We start from the raw sequence: 18,540 nt of genomic DNA, 5'->3' as shown, positions 1-18,540 counted from the left end.
GAAGATGTTTTCCTCAAAATTGAAGTTTATTGTTTTTATTTCGTTTTTGCTTTTAGTACTTGATTAAAATCATAACCGCTTGGGTTTTGAAAAACCTTTAGACCAAAACAGGGCAGAATGGAATAAAGGTGATCAAAAATATCACCTTGAATTTGTTCATAGTCTATCCAAACGGTGGTGTTCGTAAAGCAATAAATTTCCAAGGGTAAACCATTTTCTGTAGGAGGTAATTGCCGTGCCATAAAGGTCATATTAGGGTTGACGTTTAGATGCTGTTGTAGATAAGAAAAAACATAAGCACGAAAAGTTCCAATATTGGTTAAACGGCGCGTATTGGCTAAGACATCATGATTTTTATCTAATTGGGCGTTCCATTGATCAATTTCTGCTATTTTTTGCGTGAAATAATTTTCTAATAAATTAAATCTGGAAAGATATTTTTGTTCTTCTTCTGTGAGAAAATGGATACTTGATTGATCAATAAAAAGGGAGCGTTTGATGCGTCTGCCACCCGATTCTTGCATTCCACGCCAATTTTTAAAAGGGTCTGTCACAAGTTTACGGATAGGAACTGAGGTGATGGTGTTGTCGAAATTTTGAACTTTAACAGTATGCAGGGCAATTTCAATAACATCACCATCGGCACCGAGATTGGGAATTTCAATCCAATCACCAACGCGAACCATATCAGTGGATGAAATTTGAATACCGGCAACGAGAGAAAGAAGCGTATCTTGAAAAATTAACATGAGAACCGCGGCCATTGCACCAAGACCGGAGAAGAGAATAAGAGGGGAGCGGTCAATCAATGTAGCGACCATTAAAATTGTTGCAACAGCAAAAAGTGCAATTTTAGCAATTTGAATATAACCTTTTATTGGTTTTAGTCGTGCTGTTGGTCGTTGTTCGTAAAGGATGTTAATGATATTGAGACAGGAAGAAATTGTCAGGACAACAAAAAAGATAATGAAGGCGTTGGCAACATTACCGATGACAGTGCTAAATGCATCGGGCAATGTTGGTATAAAATTAACACCAATTGAAAGAATAAAAGCTGAAGTGATATTCGCCATGTATTGAATAGCATTATTAATATCGATCGTTGTATTTTTTGGGAGAAAAGAAGAGAGTTTTTTTGCTCCGTGAATGAGTAATTTTCGTCCTAGAAAGTTCACTAAAAGGGCAGCTATAGTAAGAATAACAAGCCAAGAAATAGCCTCTAACCACGGATATTGAACAATAAATTCGATCACTTTTTATTCTCCATTTCTAAAAATATATGCAGTTGAGAGTTTAAAATTTTACAACTGCTTAAGAGGAAGTATTGGAATTATGCTCTAAAGTCGTTAAATATGCAAAAAAGAATTTTTAAACTCTGTGAGAGATAATGCGTTTCCCGCCTGATTTCCTTAATGAACTACGTACGAGACTCCCAATTTCAACAGTGATTGGTCAACGGGTGGATTTTGATCCTCGAAAGAGTAAGCCTTCACGGGGAGACTTTTGGTGTTGTTGTCCATTTCATGGTGAAAAAACGCCAAGTTTTCATTGTGAGGATCATAAAGGGCGTTATTATTGTTTTGGTTGTGGTGTAAGTGGAGATATTTTTACCTTTTTGTGTGAGCTTGATGGATTGCACTTTTCAGAAAGTGTAGAGCGTTTGGCTGATTTTGCGGGAATGAAACTCCCCATTTTGGATTCACAAAGTCATAAACGTCAACTGGAAAAAGCTGATCTTTATGATGTGATGAAAATTGCTACAGATTTTTTTCAATATAATTTACGCGATAAAGGAGGTACGCAAGCACGTCGTTATCTAGATGCACGTGGCGTTACACCAGAGCTTGTAGAGCGCTTCCGCATTGGTTTTGCGCCGGTAAGGCGTACAGCTTTGAAAGAAGCTTTGAGTGCACGGGGCATTTCAATAAAGCAAATGGAAGAATGTGGACTTCTCACAGTGCATGAAGAGAGCGCGGATTCTTATGACCGATTTAGAAATCGCATTATGTTTCCTATCGAAGATTTACGCGGACGTGTGGTGGCTTTCGGAGGGCGTGCATTAGAGAAAGAGACACGAGCAAAATATCTCAACAGCCCTGAAACAGCGTTGTTTCATAAAGGAAATATACTTTATAACGCGGCAGCGGCTCGCAAAAATAGTCGCTTTGTTGGCGATGAAAAAATTCATTCACTCCTTGTTGTTGAGGGGTATATGGATGTCATTGCATTGACTAAAGCTGGTTTTGAAGGAGTCGTAGCGCCCTTAGGGACAGCATTAACGGAAGCGCAAATTGAGCTTTTATGGCAGATGGGAAAGGAGCCCATTTTGTGTTTTGATGGTGATGATGCTGGTTTAAAAGCTGCTTTCCGTGTTGCTGATCGTGTGTTGCCTCTTTTAAAGGTTGGGGTTTGTGTACGCTTTGTTTTGTTGCCACAAGGGAAAGATCCTGATGAAATTGTTTGTGCTGGTGGAGCACAACTTTTTTCTTCTTTTTTGCAAAAAGCAATTCCTTTGAGTGAACTTTTATGGTGGCGAGCTACCTATGGAAAGCATTTTGAAACTCCAGAGACACGAGCAGCACTCGAAAAACAACTAAAACAACAAATCTTTACGATTAAGGATGAAGATGTCCGTCGTTATTATTTGCAAGATATAAAAAAACGCCTTTTTGATTTTTTTCGTCCCTCTTTTTCGAAAAAAAGGGGGGGAGGGCGATATGATCAATCTTCACCAAATAGGATCTTTAAAGATCAATCCTTTTCTCTATTAGCAAATTCTGAAATAGTACGAAATTCTTCGCAATCTATTCCTTTGCGTGAAGCAGTGATTTTACTCACTTTAGCTTACTATCCTGAGTTGTGGTATGAAAATTTTGAAATTCTTTCTGAGTTAGAATTAAAAAATACTCAATTGATAATTTTCCATCAAGCTATGTTAGAAATTCTTGGGAATCAACAACTTCATGACAAAGAGACGATGGTTGCGTTCTTAGAAAAAAGAGGGCAAAAGGCTCTGTTAGAGCGTATGAAACATCTTGTGCAAAATATTGGTATGCGTGTTATCCTTGGTGGAGCACCTATAGAAGATGCACGGGCTATATTAAAACAAGCTGTCTACTTGCATCTTCAAGAACACCACCTACATAAGAGGTTACAGGATATTGAAGAGCAACTTGTAGAAAATCCTAAGAGTGAGGTTTTTGATCTGCTTCGTGAGGTAAAAAATGAGCTGGAGCAGATGCAGGCAACAGAAGCGTTAATTGAAGGGTTTGGAAGTTGGTTGGATGAAAAAATAGACGGGAATACACAAGATACGATAAAATGATTCGCTTTTTTAATGCGAATCAGTCACTTAAATTTTAGATGAGGAAGTTTATGTGGAGTGACATATTCATAAAGATAATAATTAAATTTTAGGAAAAGCGGGTAAATTTTAGGAAAAGCGGGAAATTGGTTCTTACGATAGGGTGCAGAGATTATCTCAGAAGGGCTGAGAGGTGTCGGGGAGACTTCTGGAGTTTTCCCGCGTTTTTATCTGGATGTCAAGTTTGTCTGGATGTCGAGGTGTATACAAAATGTATTCTTTCCAATAGTAATCTCTTAAAAGGAAGTATATATGAGAAACTATTGGTAGATTTTAGTGAGAACAAAAAAACTGGTCACATGGAAGCTATGGTTACATGGAAACTGTGAAGTGATCGAGTGGAGTTATGGTATGGCAACAAAGGTTAAACAGAAAGATAATGCAGAAGTAACAAGCCAAGCGAGTTTGGATGGTCCTCTTCTTGATTTTTCTGATGATGCCATCAAGAAAATGATTAAACTTGCCAAAAAAAATGGCTACGTAACAATGGATGAACTCAATGCAGTTCTTCCTTCTGACGAGGTTACATCCGAACAAATTGAAGATATCTTGGCGATGTTCTCTGAGATGGGGGTTAATGTTGTGGATGATGAGGATGAAGTTGAGTCTGAAAATTATGAAGAAGAGGTTACGGTTGAGGGTGGTGATTTAGTAGAAGCCTCTAGCCACGCAATTGCAACGACAACAAATAAGCGCGAAGTAACAGATCGTACGGATGATCCGGTGCGTATGTATTTGCGTGAGATGGGAGCTGTTGAGCTTCTTTCGCGGGAAGGCGAAATTGCCATTGCTAAGCGTATTGAAGCAGGGCGTGAGACAATGATTGCGGGACTTTGTGAGAGTCCTTTGACTTTTCAGGCTCTTATTATCTGGCGTGACGAGTTAAAAGAACAGCGTATTCTTCTGCGTGAAATTATTGATCTTGAAACGACTTATGCTGGTCCAGAAGCAAAGCAGGCTCCTGTTATTGAGCGAAGTGAAGTTAATAAGATAGAAGAAGAAAAAATGTCTTCTGGTATGCGTAATATGGGGGAGAGCGCGGGAGAGAGAAATATTGAAGAAGATGATGATGAAGACGATGATGATGTTAACTTATCACTTGCTGCAATGGAAAATGAACTTTGTCCTCAAGTTATGGAAACATTGGATTTTATTGCTCAAACCTATGTGAAATTACGAAAATTACAAGATCAGCATGTTGAAAGCAGTTTGGCAGAGCGTAAAGAGGGGGCCCTTACATCTTCTCAGAAGAAGAAATATATTCAATTAAAGGGTGAGTTGATTCAAGCAGTAAAATCTCTTTCTTTGAACCAAAATCGTATCGAAGCTTTGGTTGAACAGCTTTATGACATCAATAAGAGATTGATTCATAATGAAGGTAAGCTGAAACGGATTGCCAATAGCTATGGCATTGGCCATGAGGATTTTTTAAAAGAATACCAAGGACGTGAATTGGACGCAGATTGGATGAATTATATTGCTGCTTTGCCTACACCTGGTTGGAAAGAGTTTTCGGTGCGTGAAGCAAAAGAAATCCAAAAACTGCGAAGTGAGATACAAAATCTTGCGCAAGAAACGGCTATTTCGATTGGTGAATTTCGTCGGATTGTTATGCAGGTGCAGAAAGGTGAACGCGAATCAACCATTGCGAAAAAAGAGATGGTAGAATCTAATTTGCGTCTTGTCATTTCAATTGCAAAAAAATACACTAATCGTGGTTTACAGTTTCTTGATCTTATTCAAGAGGGCAATATCGGTTTGATGAAGGCTGTGGATAAGTTTGAATATCGGCGCGGCTACAAGTTTTCAACTTATGCAACATGGTGGATTCGTCAGGCTATTACACGTTCAATTGCTGATCAGGCGCGCACAATTCGTATCCCTGTTCATATGATTGAAACAATTAATAAAATCGTTCGTACTTCACGTCAGATTCTCCATGAAATTGGACGAGAACCAACACCAGAAGAATTATCTAGCAAGCTTTCTATGCCGTTAGAAAAGGTACGAAAAGTTCTTAAAATTGCAAAAGAACCTATTTCACTCGAAACGCCTGTTGGTGATGAAGATGATTCCCATTTGGGTGATTTTATTGAGGATAGGAATGCGTTATTACCAATTGATGCGGCTATCCAAGCTAATCTGCGAGATACGACAACACGCGTTCTTGCTTCATTAACACCTCGGGAAGAACGTGTTTTGCGGATGCGTTTTGGAATAGGGATGAATACGGATCACACGTTGGAAGAAGTAGGACAACAATTTTCAGTTACGAGAGAGCGTATTCGTCAGATTGAAGCAAAGGCACTTCGTAAATTGAAACATCCTAGTCGTTCACGAAAATTGCGCAGTTTTCTCGATTCTTAAATAAAGGAATTCGTGTTCATTTTAATAAATCCCTTTTTCTTCTCAATGAAGGGGGAGGTCCGGTACGTTGTACTTGCATGCTTTCTTGAAAAATATGGGAAGAATTTGAATAATCTAGAAAGTGTACGATGTTTAATGTTTTTCTTAGCTTTGGAATTTTGTATTTCTCTTTCTGAAAATAACAGATGTAGGGCAAAGACTGGTGTGGTAGTCATTAAAAAAATGAAAGATAAAACATTATTTTGCGTGTAGAAGCTCATTTCTTAAGGAATGGGATCTAATAAGAATAAACTTATATTGCAACATACGGACTTTTTGATGAGAAATGTGTATTCGTTGCGGAATTTTTTTATCATTTTAGGTGACGTATTTTATTTTTTATCAGTTTATAAAGGGATATTTCAATAGATTATGTTCATTTATATGTGCTATTTTTTGAATATTCTCTTTTTATTCAGATAGATTTTAAAAAACGATTTAAAGTATACATTGAGTTAAATCTTTTTAAGAGACAGAAATAGATAAAATTATAGAAATTAAACGTTTCATTTTTTATAGATCGTCTTAATTAAAAAAGGTGTGTCTGAGTTTATGAGTGGAGAACTTCCCTTTTGGAAAGTAAAAAAATTAGAAGAGATTTCCATTTCTGAGTGGGAGAGCCTTTGTGATGGCTGTGGCCGTTGTTGTCTCCATAAAGTTGAGGACGATGATACGGGTGACCTTTATGCAACCAGTATTGCTTGTCGCCTTTTAGATGGAGAAACCTGTAGGTGTCGAAATTATGCCCATCGTCAATCAATTGTACCAGATTGTATATTGCTAGACATTACGACAGTTAAAACAGCGCGGTGGCTTCCAGAAAGTTGTGCTTATAGATTAATTTATGAGGGAAAAGATCTTCATTGGTGGCATCCATTAGTATCAGGAGATTGTCAGACGGTACATACAGCGCGTATTTCTGCACGCGGACAGATAGAGGTCTACGAAGACGAATTGTTATCTGAGGAAGATTATCTTCATCACATTACTGATCTTCTATGTGAAGGCCAGTAATATGATTTTTTATACAACAGTTGGGGACTTAATCGATCGCAAAGACTACAGTGACGCTCACATTATAATTTAATTCGCCACCTGCAAAATTTGTATTTGCGTAGCTTGCATCTGCTGCTCTACTCATGAGGCGTGGTGTTGGGTGGTAGTAATCATCTTTTTCATTGATTTCAATAATTTTTCCTAATTTTAAATCGGCTGCTTGCGCTATCGTTTGTGCTTTTTCAATGGCTTCAGTAATGGCTTTTTTACGTGCTTCTTGATAAAATGGCTTTGTATCTGCGTTGGTAAAAGTAATGCCGTTAACTGAATTAACACCTAGTGTCATCGCTTGATCAAAGATTTTACCAGCATTAGTAAGATCACGAATGCGCACGGTTAAAGAATTTGAAACATGATAAAGTTTTTCATTATTCTTTTTTTCATGGTGTTTATCAGAGGTCGATTGATAAATGGATAAGCCTGATGTTTGCAAATCATTTGCTTGGATGCCATTGTTTTTAAAGGCTTTTATAATATCATTGATGGACTGATTATTGGAAGCTAATGCCTTTTGGGCAGTTTTGTCATAGGTAACAACGGCTAGATTAATAATTGCCATATCCGGTGCGGCTTGACTTTCTCCGATTGCAGTTACTGTAATCGTTGCATTTTTCATTTTATTTTCTTCAGCATAAGCACGTACAGTCAATGATGTGGCTAAGAGTGTAAATGCTAATATAACTGTTTTAACCAGAGAACACTTCAGTGGTTGAATTTTCTTTTCTATCATATCTATTCCTTCATATTTATCAGTTAACTATTCTCTCATTTTTAAGAGTTCTTGTAAAGAAATTAGGGCACTGAAAAAAAAACCAATAGAAAAGAGAAAAAGATGGGTTATAATCTTTGTCAGCTCTTGTATCATAGGGCATTTTAGTTTAGAGAGAAACAACCTATGTGGGGCCTGTAGCTCAATTGGTTAGAGCCAGCGGCTCATAACCGCTTGGTTGGGGGTTCGAGTCCCTCCGGGCCCACCAATAGGGAAATGTCCAATAGAAAAATGGATAGCTTATATAAAAGTTTTGAGATTCTACTTTTTTCGTTTTTTATTTAGTTGTTTTCCTATTTGTTCTAGAATCCTTTCGTCGTTATTTGTTGCAGCTTTTTCTCAGTCGCTTAACATAAAGTGAGGGGATGTTTTTTTTAGTCTCATCAAAGAAGTGCTCTCATTTGCAACATTGTAGCATTTGGATTAACTGATATGCATCGCTATTTACTTTCTTAATTCATATACTGTTTCGTACTTTTTCTGTATAATGTTCGTCATAAAATAGAAGGCTAAGAGCTTCATTGGATAAGTTTATTTATGCTTGTTCTGCAAATAAACAGATCTCAGTAAGACCAATTTTAAAGATTGTATCTGTTCAGAACAAATGGCTCAAAAAACATTTAGTGTAAATTTGCTTTTTTCTGAGTAATATTAATGTCTTTTAGACGTTCGAATAGCATTATTGTGATGAAAGCTTGTATATAAGAGAATGTGATCCATAGGTGTTCATATATGGGGTCAACGATGATAGCATTTGTTGATATTTTCTTTTGTCCAAGAGAGGCGTTCTATTTGATTTTGAGAAATATTGTTCATAATGACGGTGGCGTGTTCTCTGAAAAGAATTTCATCAATTGTTCTTTGAAAAGTCAATTGGGCGATTGTTTCTATCGCTTTGCATCATCCAGATTTATTGTAATAAGCATTGTATTATTCTGTAAGAAATGCTTTCTATGATATTGGAAAATTCGTTAAAATGCCGTTTTCTGTCTTTATGTATTTTTTTCTTAATGCTCAAATTATAGAGTTTTCATGTAACCCGAATTATTATTGAAGAGCAGACGTCTTTTTTGATTTTACTTTCATAAGGGATTGGCAATATTTCGGTAAAACTAGCACCTTTTTGTATTGCTAATATTTTTCTCGTATTGATTGTGTAGAGAGTTTTATCTTGGTTATGAGTTTTCTCTCTTATAAAAACTTATTGGCAGAGAGGGTGATTTTTTTGGAAAAGTACACTTCTTCTTCAAAGTTACACTTTGAAAATATAATTCTTCATTTACATAAGGGAATTTTTCTCTTGTTGTAAATCTGCATACAATTTACGTACAAAGATTATGCGTGGTGATTCGTTTTATTTTTTAATAGTATTATTTTTGCTTATGATAAAGACTTATATTAGTATTTATAAAGTGCGTTTAGAGGGGAGGTTACCTGTAAACGTGTTACAGAGTTTTAGGTAGTGTGTGGCTCTGTTTATAAGAATTTATTCCTATAACATTGTTATATTCGTGCTTTGCAATATTGTTGAAAAAACATAGATGGTGCTATGTAGAATAAAATTGTGATGTATTTTTTTCAAAAAAGCTTTTTCGTGTTCTCTTATATAGAGTTCAGGAGTGTCTTCAGGGATATTTTTACATTAGTTTTTATTGGTCCGAATCATAAGTTATGCGTAACATTATTCGCGTTTTTGATAGATCATACCAATTTCCATAAGAAGGTCTGGATCACGTGATGCTTGTTGTTTCACCATGGTACATGGCTAATAGAACTTCATCTGATTTTGTAAAATAAGTTTGTACACAATTGCTTTCATACTGCCTATTGCAAATATTTTTTTCTAAGGTATGAGATACATTTAAACGCTTTAGCGTTATACAGTTTGACTACATGGAGTATGACTATGAAGAATGATAAAAAATTTGAAACAACTTTATCTGATATTATTGTGAAATGGGAGTCTTTATCGACGTCTCAAAAGCAAGCGATATTGGATAGAGTAGAAAATTCTACAGGTTCTGCTCATTCAACAGAACATTTAAGGCTTCAATCTTCTTTTTATCTCCAGACGAAATCAAAGTTATGAGTTTTAAGTCTTCATCGGAGATGTTGAAACCAGTTATTACATATATGGCACTAGCATTTCCCAGTGTGTTCAAAATAGCCATGAGTTTATCTACTGAAGGCCTCTTTCCTCCATTTATCATTTGTTGGACATAATTTTGTCCACAGCCTGCAGCTCTGCTTATTTCAATCATTGTTCGTCCGTCACTTTTAATCAATTCAACTAAGCGTTGGAACCAATCTTTTTCAGTCTTTGTCATTTTTAGACCTTTACATATTTACGCTATAGCGTTAATATTGCGTTGCGAATCCAGAATATATGATACAAGGAGCGTGAAAATATCCATGTGTAGCTCTTCGCTAATGAAGCATATAGAGTTGTTTTTAACTAATAACAAAATGTCCCCATACACTTTCAGATTCGAATCAATAAAAAATGGTTGCTTAGTTCCACGGTTGTGAAAAAATAAACGTGTATACCAGAAACGGCGATACACACTCGTATGTTTATGAGATTTCACTGTGATAGTATACGTAGCAGCATTATAAATCAAGATATACCCCAACATCAGAATTTGTAAAAAAATTCTGCGTTGAGGTGGTGTGTGAATATAATGAAGCTTTAGAGCCTTAAGAGACAGGATAATGGCTGTAGAAAAAATGTAAATTCATAGGCAAAAAATACTAATTTCTCCTTTATTGTAATAAATTAGATCACTATCAGATGGTAGATCGTATATATGCGTTAAAAAAAATTGGAAAATATCAAAAAAGTGATCTTGGGTATTTTATTAAACAGGAAGGTAATCTGAGTCACAAAGGTGGTTGTTTGGGAGAATTGTACATTTGATTAATGCCCTTAGGGGATAAATGTGTTTTTATGATGCTGCGTTTTATAATGAAGCCTGTATTTACAATGATATTGTTATTGATAACAAGGCATTAACATATGGTTGTGTAGTTGTTCGTAAGAGTTCGCATGTTTATGAAAAATAAGAACTTTACCGTTATTTGAATATGAGTGGAGATGCATATGTTTACGTTAATGCTGTCTTTTTGATCAAGTTTTAAATGCTCAATGTATTGAATGTTATGGTGATACTCGTGATTGTAGAAAGGCTCGAGTTATAATGATGCTTTAGTTTATGGTGATGTAAAGATTTTTGGGAAGGCAAAATTTTACAGAAATGCTGTGCTTTGTGACACTGAAGATTTGTGTAATAATGAAAAACTTTCATATATAGCCGCATCCCACATGGCGTAAAAAAGGAAGATAGGAACGATTTGGGTAAGGCTTGTATGATTGCATGGCATCGTCAGTTTTATTTTACGTTCCTTATTTTTTGTATTTTGTGTCAATAAGTGTGTCGCAAATAATTGGTGTAAGCGTGTAGATTTAGCCGCTTTCAGAGATTTTTTTGCGTCATTTATCAATGCTTTAATGGAGAAAATAAGAATGCCGAGAGTGATTATTCACACTTGGAACATGCAGTTTATTGTATTCTTTTTTTGATTGAGGATGAAACAAATTGGTCAAGATGATCACTTTCGCGACAATTTAAGGGAGATCCAAATGAGTGTAAACGAAATTTTATTGGGAGCAATGGTTGTTGTTTTGTTGTGCAGTGGGGTTATATTTCGGTTTGCTTTATATTATCGCAGTCAAGTGAAAGTTTTAAAAGAGGAATCTAGAAGAATAAAGCATGAGTTTTTAAGAGATTCTATGAAGATGACTGAAGAACGAGATAGAGCTATTAGAGAGCAAAGTATGGTGATTAAAAGACGCGACCAAACAATTGAAAAACTGAAAAAACAAATTAAGCAATATGAAAAAAATGAAAAGAAATATCAAAAAATGCTTAAAACTGAAGATGATAAAGAGTGATTATATTCATATTTTGCATTAAAAGGCTTGGAAATGTGTTAGGAAGATTGGAATGATGAGAGAGACAAACTTTAATGGTACTGATGGAGAGATTGTATCTGAAGAGAATATTCAAGTTTACTCTGATTTTATGAAAACATTTAAGTTTATAAGACAGAGCATCGTTGGTCATAAAATTAAGAGTTTATGATGATAAACCAGTTTATAGGTATGCTGGTTATTAAAAAGCGCGTCTATACAATTCAGAAATTTTATATTATTGCTAGAAACAATTTTGCATGTTCCTTTTAGATATAAGGTATAAATGCTACGATAGTTCAGCTAATAGGTATAAAAAATTGCATGATAATAGAAGAAAGAGATATTCGCTTTTTATGAAGATGAGATGGCTAAGTCAGCTATGATTATTAGATACAGAAGAGGAATATGAACGTAAAAGATATGAATATCTTGTAGAGTAATTATATTTCATCATTGATGATTTATCTTCTTTTCATGTGCATTTATTTTTTATGGAAAATACAAGACTTAAAAGATTTTTTTAATAAATGCTATAGAGAGTTGAGTATGACTGAAAATAAACATATAATCTGAAAGAATTTGACTGTTATTTGTGAGTGTGAGAAATAACACAAAAGCTCCTTCCCTTTGAGGGAAAAACAATTACTTTTTATTTGTCATAAAAGTAACTCACATACCATTATATAAAATAAACGCTTGTTTTAATGGTAAAAAACGTTATGACTGGAGCTCTCTAATAAGAGCTTTATGCGTAATTTCTTTGATTTGCTCAATATTGATTAGGATATCTTGTTTTGTTGGATAACCTTTACTAGAAAAAGCAATCTTTTGCGCATCTCCTGAGATTAAACGCCAGTACCATTGATTGTGAACTCCTTGAAACACCTCAAAATACATGCTTTCCACCTCATAAAATAGCTGATAATTTTCAGGATAAATATTTAACTAATCCGTTTGTGAGTACTAATGTATGTCTCTATAGGAAGTCGTCAATATATTTCCCTTAAATTTTCTGACCTTAAAAATAATTTCTATGAGAGCTATTATCCTTTTAACAAGAAAAAAATTCTTGTCAATAAGATATGAATGAGAATTTTATACTAAAAAATTATTTTTTTTAATTTAAAAACACTATACTTTCATTTACAATGCAAACGTTGTTATTGTCGTTACAGAAACAAATTTTATAAATTAGACAAAATTCCACCAGCGCGGATAAAGTAAAAAATACTTTTCTCCATACTGGTAGAGTTTAATCATTTCTTGTTTTTTCTTTTGAAATAGACGTTTATTGATTAGCTATAGCCTCTTTTTGGGATACGCTTCGAATGAGTAAATCAATGAATAAGCTAAGGGTATAAGAATTGGCCATTTTAGCTTTCATATCGATAAGAGAGGTTGTAGTTTTAGGGTTAAAGCCATTTGATAAACCTTGTCTTGACAAATATTGCTGCAACTTTTCATAAGAACTGTCGATTTTTTCTTGATTTAGTTTTTCGTTACGATCACTATCGGCAAGTGTTTCTTCCAGTCCCTCGATTTTTTTAATAAAATAATTCCAGTCAAAATCACCTTTTGTATATTCGGTGTCAAACATTTTTCCTTGTCCAGTTAAAAGCCAATTAATATTGACACCATATAACGTGCGGTATGTTTGTAAGACACTAAGATTGGGTTCTCTCTCTCCACGCTCATAAAAAGCAATGGAATTTTTTGTCATGCTAAAACTTTTAGCTAAGGTCTCACGTGATGGATCGCCTAAAGCAAGACGTACATAACGTAAACGCTTTCCAAATATGGTTTTTGATTCAGTTTCAGGACGTGCCACGAATTATCTCCCTCGGTAAATCATCATGGTATAAATCATTAAATAATAAAAGCACACTATGTATTAATATTCTATGATATAATGTCAATATTTATAGCTTTAATTTCTTTTTATTTTTTTATTTTCGTGGATAGAAAGCAATCTTTCACTTATTGTATTGACAATTGATACTCACTTCAAAACAACATTCCCTGTTTGCTACATTTGTCTCTTGCTTTTTTTGAGAGAATTTTCATGTAACTTTACCATATATATTCTATACACCTCTGCATTAATAGATGCAACTTTAAAGAGATGCAAACTTTGGATTTGTACTGGGTGTGCTTTAGATGAATTAGAAATAAACTTTGAGGAATGATCATGGCCCTATTACGCTATTTTGGGTTTGCTTTTTTTTTCACGATTATTGGTGTCTTTTTAGGAGGGATTATTGGTTGGTTTGAAACGGAAAGTATTACTGGTTTTCTTAAATATTTTTTTATTTGCTTTGTTTTAGGAGTTTTGGAAATTTCTTTATCTTTTGATAATTCTATTATCAATGCGCGTGTTCTTAGTAGAATGGATCCGTTGTGGCGTCGTCGTTTTCTTATATGGGGCATTTTGATAGCTGTATTTGGGATGCGAATTGTTTTTCCATTATTGGTGGTTGTCGTTGCTGTTGGGATTAATCCAATTGCGGCAGTCAAATTAGCGATATGGGAACCACATCGATATGCTGAAGTTTTAACCGATGCACATATGGGGATTGCTGCTTTTGGAGGCACTTTCCTTATGATGGTTGGCTTAAAATATTTTTTTGATTCTGAAAAAGAGGTGCATTGGCTTAATGTTATAGAGAGACCTGCTCAAAAGTTTGGGGCGCTTGTTGGGATTGATATTGCAATTGTTTTGATTTTGATCTTATTTGTTTCAGGGCAGATTGACGCAGAAAATAAAATAACTTTTTTATTGGCAGCCCTTTATGGACTTTTGACCTTTATCGGTGTTGAAGTTGTGGGTCATCTCTTGGATACTCCTCAAAAGACTTTAACAACAGTAGCTCACGGGGGAGTAGGGGCGTTTCTTTATTTAGAAGTTCTTGATGCTAGTTTTTCTTTCGATGGCGTAGTCGGTGCTTTTGCCTTTTCACACAACCTTTTTATTATTGCGATAGGTCTTGGTATCGGTGCATTTTATGTTCGTTCTATGACAATTATGTTGGTTGAATCAGGGACATTATTGCATTATCGTTATTTAGAGCATGGTGCTTTTTATGCAATTCTAATTCTTGCAGTGATTATGTATCTGCAAACGATTATATCGGTTCCTGAAGTTTTAACAGGACTTGTGGGAATCTGTATTATTGGAATGGCATTATATTCTTCGATTCGTTTTAAGCATCGACAATTGGATAAACATGTTGTGTCTAAGTAATGGAGATTTTTACTTTTTTCACGCTTTGGTTTATCGCATATCTTTGAATAGAAAGAGGTCTTTCATGCAAAATGAAATACTATTTTATTGTTTATTTGCGTTTTTGTTTTAAAGTTGAGTTCATTGCATGATACTACCCCATGAAGGGAATAATGTACAATCTCTAGGGTACTTTTTGACCTAAATATAGGGCAGAAAGCTGGAACTATACTTTTTACCAGCCTGCAATATGATGACAAGTTCTTGCATTAATGGTTTGTAAGAAGCATTTTTACTGTTTTTTTGAATGATTTTTATTCATACATTGGATTCTTTTTGTAACGTGTAAGAGAATGATTTTGAAACAGGTTTGAAATGAGAGAATTTACGATATTCTGGATTCTTACTTAAATATGTGAAAAATAATTTATCCTTTATAAATCAGTATATTATAATGGTAGATTAGAGAAGAATATTTTAAGAGACCATTAAAAGTTCTATACCAGCTTCGTTCATCGTTTTAAGCATAGTGTTTAGTGATCCGTTTACATCAATACCAGCGCAGGCATTTAATGAAACACTGACTTTAAAACCGCATTGTATAGCGTGAAGAGCAGAAAATCCGACACAAAAATCAGTTGCTAAGCCACACATAATGAGCTTAGTAAAACCATGTTCTTTGAGATAAACTTGTAAACCTGTTGGTGTTTTTTGATCATTTTCAAGAAAAGCAGAATAGCTATCCATTTTTTGATTATAGCCTTTTCTAAGGATAAGTTGTGCCTTTTCCACTCTAAGAGATGGATGAAATTCTGCTCCTTGTGTTCCTTGTATGCAATGATCAGGCCAAAGTATTTGAGGGCCATAGTCAAGAATGATGGTATCATAGGGCTTTTTTTCAGGGTAACAGGAAGCAAAGCTGCAATGGTTTTTGGGATGCCAGTCTTGGGTTAAGATAACGTGGTCAAAATGATTTATGAGATTATTGACGGCGGGTAAAATAGCATCACCCTGTGGTACGGCAAGTGCTCCACCTAGTAAGAAGTCATTTTGAACATCAATGACGATTAAGGCTTTTTTTTCCATAAATATATTCCTATACGAGAAGAGCTTTTACCGTATTTTTAAAAAGCTATATGTCGTCTTGAAGTTTTGAAATGATGTGTTGGATATTGATATTATTTTTATAATTATCAAGCCAAAAGAGGGGGATGGATAAGTTTTTACAATTGGTTTTATAGTTTTTTACGAATTGTAACCACGTACCAATGGGAAGTGCACTGTATTCATTTTTTGCTACGTGTTGATGCAAAGCTTTCATGATCATTTGGCTTGGGACGTCAGATCCCATAAGGCGGCGATCGTTTTGTAAACGTAATTTAAGCCATATCAAGGCAAGGGGGGAAGTCCATTGCTTTCCGTAGCAAAAAATCGATGAAAAAAGAGAAGGATTTTTTGCTGCGTAATATAAAGCCCATAAAGCGAAAAAAGAAGGCGCATAGAGAATTGCTTTTCTTTGTGGTACCATATTACATTGATAAGTTGGTTTAATACGATAAAAATACAATGTTATATCTGGTATGGAAAAGAGAGGTAATGTTTGATAACAGGTTTCAGGTACAGCTAAAAAGATTTGCTTTTTGCTTTTTTGGGGGATGTTTTTTTGCATTTAGGACCATACTGGGGCTTGTGAGATTAGAAAAAATGTACCAATATAAAGCGAAAAGCTTTTGATACGATGTAAGTGCTATTTACTGTACAGTTTCAAAAAGCAAAATCAGTTTTTTTCAAAATCCTAATCTTTAATATCGCACAATATGCACAATATAAAGAGAAATTTATGGCACGTCAATTTATCTATCATATGGCTGGGCTTAACAAGTCTTACGGCAATAAAAAAGTTCTAGAAAATATTCATTTATCTTTTTATCCAGATGCGAAGATCGGCATTTTGGGGCCGAATGGTGCAGGGAAATCAACTATTTTACGTATTATGGCTGGGCTAGATAAGGAATATACGGGAGAAGCATGGATTTCTGAAGGAGCACGCTGTGGTTATCTACCACAAGAACCTTTGCTTGATGCGAGCAAAGATGTGCGTGGCAATGTGATGGAAGGTGTTGCAGATAAACAGGAAATTCTTGAGCGTTATAACGAATTGATGATGAATTATAGCGAGGAAACGGCTGATGAAAGTGCACAGCTTCAGGACATTATTGACAGTCAGAATCTTTGGGATTTAGAAAGTCAAGTGGAAATGGCTATGGCTGCTCTTGGTTGTCCGCCAGCCGATGGGGATGTAACAAAACTTTCGGGTGGTGAGAAGCGGCGTGTTGCACTTTGTAAATTGCTTTTGTCAAAACCTGATTTATTACTTTTGGATGAACCGACAAACCATTTAGATGCTGAAACGACGGCTTGGCTTGAAAGGCATCTACGTGAATATCCTGGGGCTGTGCTTTTGATAACCCATGATCGTTATTTTCTCGATAATGTAACGGGGTGGATTTTAGAGTTAGATCGCGGGAGAGGTATTCCTTATGAGGGGAACTATTCTGCTTATTTGGGGGCTAAAGCCAAGCGTTTGGCTCAAGAAGGCCGTGAAGAGGCAGCGCGTCAACGTGCTTTATCACGTGAGCAAGAATGGATCGCTTCTAGTCCAAAAGGACGACAAGCAAAGTCAAAAGCGCGGATTAAGGCTTATGATGAGTTGGTTCAAGCAGCACGTGAGCGCCGCCCTGGAGAGGCGCAAATCATTATTCCTATTGGAGAAAGATTAGGACAGGTTGTTATTGAAGTTGATAATCTTTCTAAAGCTTATGGTGAACGTGTATTGATTGATTCTCTTTCTTTTAAGCTTCCTGCTGGTGGCATTGTCGGCGTTATTGGGGCTAATGGTATGGGAAAGTCGACCTTGTTTAAAATGTTGACGGGACAGGAACAGCCCGATTCAGGTCAAATACGTATCGGTGAAACAGTTCACATGAGTTATGTGGATCAGAGTCGCGATTCCTTGGTGGGGAATAAAACTGTTTGGGAGGAAATTTCTGGTGGAAATGACATTATTAAATTAGGCAAATATGAGATGAATAGCCGCGCTTATTGCGGGGCTTTTAATTTCAAGGGGGCAGATCAGCAGCAGAAGGTGGCAAATTTATCAGGAGGGCAGCGCAATCGCGTACATTTGGCGAAACTTCTAAAAGAGGGGGGGAATGTACTTCTTCTTGATGAACCGACAAATGATCTTGATACTGAAACATTGGGTGCATTGGAAGATGCATTGGAAAATTTCGCTGGTTGTGCAGTTATCATATCGCATGATCGTATGTTTCTTGATCGATTGGCAACACATATTTTAGCCTTTGAAGGTGATGGCCATGTAGAATGGTTTGAAGGTAATTTTGCTGAATATGAGGCTGATAAAGTTCGTCGTCTTGGGGCGGAATCTCTTAATCCTAAGCACGCAAATTATAAACCTCTTACACGCTAGAATTTTTTGTCTTATCTCAACTTTGTTGGAATAATAGTGTATTTTATTGCGTTTTTTATTTCATAAATAAAGTGTGTGTGTACTCTGTGTAAGTTTTTATTCATTGAAAAGAGTAAGAGACACTTTATGAAATTATGACCTATATAGGGTTATTCTACTCGTGATATATAACGGGTTATTGCTTGTAAAATTGCAATGAAAAGGAGGGGATGAAGAGCATAGTACTCTTTCTACAAATGCTCTGGTCATTGAGCATTATCAT

General features: G+C 35.6%; 14 protein-coding genes and 1 tRNA gene. 8 read left to right on the top strand and 7 right to left on the bottom strand.

Annotated elements, in window-relative coordinates; genetic code table 11:
* Nucleotides 1-35 precede the first annotated feature (35 nt).
* Complete coding sequence (locus ACFIKU_RS04670) at nucleotides 36-1,253, bottom strand: mechanosensitive ion channel family protein (RefSeq protein ID WP_375642085.1); 1,218 nt, start codon at nucleotides 1,251-1,253, stop codon at nucleotides 36-38.
* Between the two features lie 134 nt (nucleotides 1,254-1,387).
* On the opposite strand from ACFIKU_RS04670, the gene dnaG reads away from it, so the two are divergent.
* The 3 genes from dnaG to ACFIKU_RS04655 all read left to right on the top strand — a co-directional run bounded on the left by dnaG (nucleotide 1,388) and on the right by ACFIKU_RS04655 (nucleotide 6,784).
* Complete coding sequence (gene dnaG / locus ACFIKU_RS04665; protein ID WP_375642086.1) at nucleotides 1,388-3,325, top strand: DNA primase; 1,938 nt, start codon at nucleotides 1,388-1,390, stop codon at nucleotides 3,323-3,325.
* 390 nt (nucleotides 3,326-3,715) lie between these two features.
* Nucleotides 3,716-5,731, top strand: a complete 2,016-nt coding sequence (gene rpoD / locus ACFIKU_RS04660; RefSeq protein WP_375656829.1) for an RNA polymerase sigma factor RpoD — start codon at nucleotides 3,716-3,718, stop codon at nucleotides 5,729-5,731.
* 591 nt (nucleotides 5,732-6,322) lie between these two features.
* Complete coding sequence (locus ACFIKU_RS04655; protein WP_375642087.1) at nucleotides 6,323-6,784, top strand: YcgN family cysteine cluster protein; 462 nt, start codon at nucleotides 6,323-6,325, stop codon at nucleotides 6,782-6,784.
* Between the two features lie 28 nt (nucleotides 6,785-6,812).
* Here ACFIKU_RS04655 and ACFIKU_RS04650 read toward each other — a convergent pair whose 3' ends face one another.
* A complete protein-coding gene (locus ACFIKU_RS04650; protein WP_375656828.1) occupies nucleotides 6,813-7,556 on the bottom strand; it encodes an SIMPL domain-containing protein in 744 nt (247 codons plus the stop codon).
* Between the two features lie 170 nt (nucleotides 7,557-7,726).
* On the opposite strand from ACFIKU_RS04650, the gene ACFIKU_RS04645 reads away from it, so the two are divergent.
* Together ACFIKU_RS04645 and ACFIKU_RS04640 are read left to right on the top strand one after the other, a co-directional pair.
* Nucleotides 7,727-7,803, top strand: a tRNA-Ile gene (locus ACFIKU_RS04645).
* Between the two features lie 1,698 nt (nucleotides 7,804-9,501).
* Entirely contained in the window at nucleotides 9,502-9,684 is a 183-nt protein-coding gene (locus ACFIKU_RS04640) for a hypothetical protein (RefSeq protein ID WP_273722851.1), read from the top strand.
* Here ACFIKU_RS04640 and ACFIKU_RS04635 read toward each other — a convergent pair.
* On the bottom strand, nucleotides 9,608-9,922 hold the full coding sequence (locus tag ACFIKU_RS04635; protein WP_007347852.1) for a helix-turn-helix domain-containing protein: 315 nt from the start codon (nucleotides 9,920-9,922) through the stop codon (nucleotides 9,608-9,610). The genes ACFIKU_RS04640 and ACFIKU_RS04635 overlap by 77 nt on opposite strands.
* Nucleotides 9,923-11,235: 1,313 nt before the next feature.
* Between ACFIKU_RS04635 and ACFIKU_RS04630 the strand changes: the two genes are divergently transcribed.
* Nucleotides 11,236-11,547 carry a hypothetical protein gene (locus ACFIKU_RS04630; RefSeq protein ID WP_375642089.1) on the top strand — a complete coding sequence of 104 codons (312 nt, stop codon included), beginning with the start codon at nucleotides 11,236-11,238 and terminating at the stop codon, nucleotides 11,545-11,547.
* A gap of 738 nt (nucleotides 11,548-12,285) precedes the next feature.
* Here the strand turns inward: ACFIKU_RS04630 and ACFIKU_RS04625 are convergent.
* Together ACFIKU_RS04625 and ACFIKU_RS04620 are read right to left on the bottom strand one after the other, a co-directional pair.
* Nucleotides 12,286-12,465, bottom strand: a complete 180-nt coding sequence (locus ACFIKU_RS04625; protein ID WP_142416545.1) for a DUF1508 domain-containing protein — start codon at nucleotides 12,463-12,465, stop codon at nucleotides 12,286-12,288.
* 391 nt (nucleotides 12,466-12,856) lie between these two features.
* A complete protein-coding gene (locus ACFIKU_RS04620; RefSeq protein WP_375656827.1) occupies nucleotides 12,857-13,396 on the bottom strand; it encodes a helix-turn-helix domain-containing protein in 540 nt (179 codons plus the stop codon).
* Nucleotides 13,397-13,756: 360 nt separating this feature from the next.
* On the opposite strand from ACFIKU_RS04620, the gene ACFIKU_RS04615 reads away from it, so the two are divergent.
* A complete protein-coding gene (locus ACFIKU_RS04615) occupies nucleotides 13,757-14,809 on the top strand; it encodes a DUF475 domain-containing protein (protein ID WP_375656826.1) in 1,053 nt (350 codons plus the stop codon).
* Between the two features lie 456 nt (nucleotides 14,810-15,265).
* Here ACFIKU_RS04615 and pncA read toward each other — a convergent pair whose 3' ends face one another.
* Together pncA and ACFIKU_RS04605 are read right to left on the bottom strand one after the other, a co-directional pair.
* Nucleotides 15,266-15,874, bottom strand: a complete 609-nt coding sequence (gene pncA, locus ACFIKU_RS04610; protein ID WP_375656825.1) for a bifunctional nicotinamidase/pyrazinamidase — start codon at nucleotides 15,872-15,874, stop codon at nucleotides 15,266-15,268.
* A gap of 46 nt (nucleotides 15,875-15,920) precedes the next feature.
* Entirely contained in the window at nucleotides 15,921-16,457 is a 537-nt protein-coding gene (locus tag ACFIKU_RS04605; protein ID WP_375656824.1) for a hypothetical protein, read from the bottom strand.
* Between the two features lie 171 nt (nucleotides 16,458-16,628).
* On the opposite strand from ACFIKU_RS04605, the gene ettA reads away from it, so the two are divergent.
* Complete coding sequence (gene ettA / locus ACFIKU_RS04600; protein WP_375656823.1) at nucleotides 16,629-18,278, top strand: energy-dependent translational throttle protein EttA; 1,650 nt, start codon at nucleotides 16,629-16,631, stop codon at nucleotides 18,276-18,278.
* Nucleotides 18,279-18,540 lie beyond the last annotated feature (262 nt).

It is taken from the genome of Bartonella sp. CM120XJJH, from assembly GCF_042194715.1.
In the GTDB taxonomy this organism is placed as follows: Bacteria; Pseudomonadota; Alphaproteobacteria; order Rhizobiales; family Rhizobiaceae; genus Bartonella.
The sequence above is the reverse complement of the archived record's forward strand: the minus strand, read 5'-3'. Positions and strand labels throughout refer to the sequence as shown.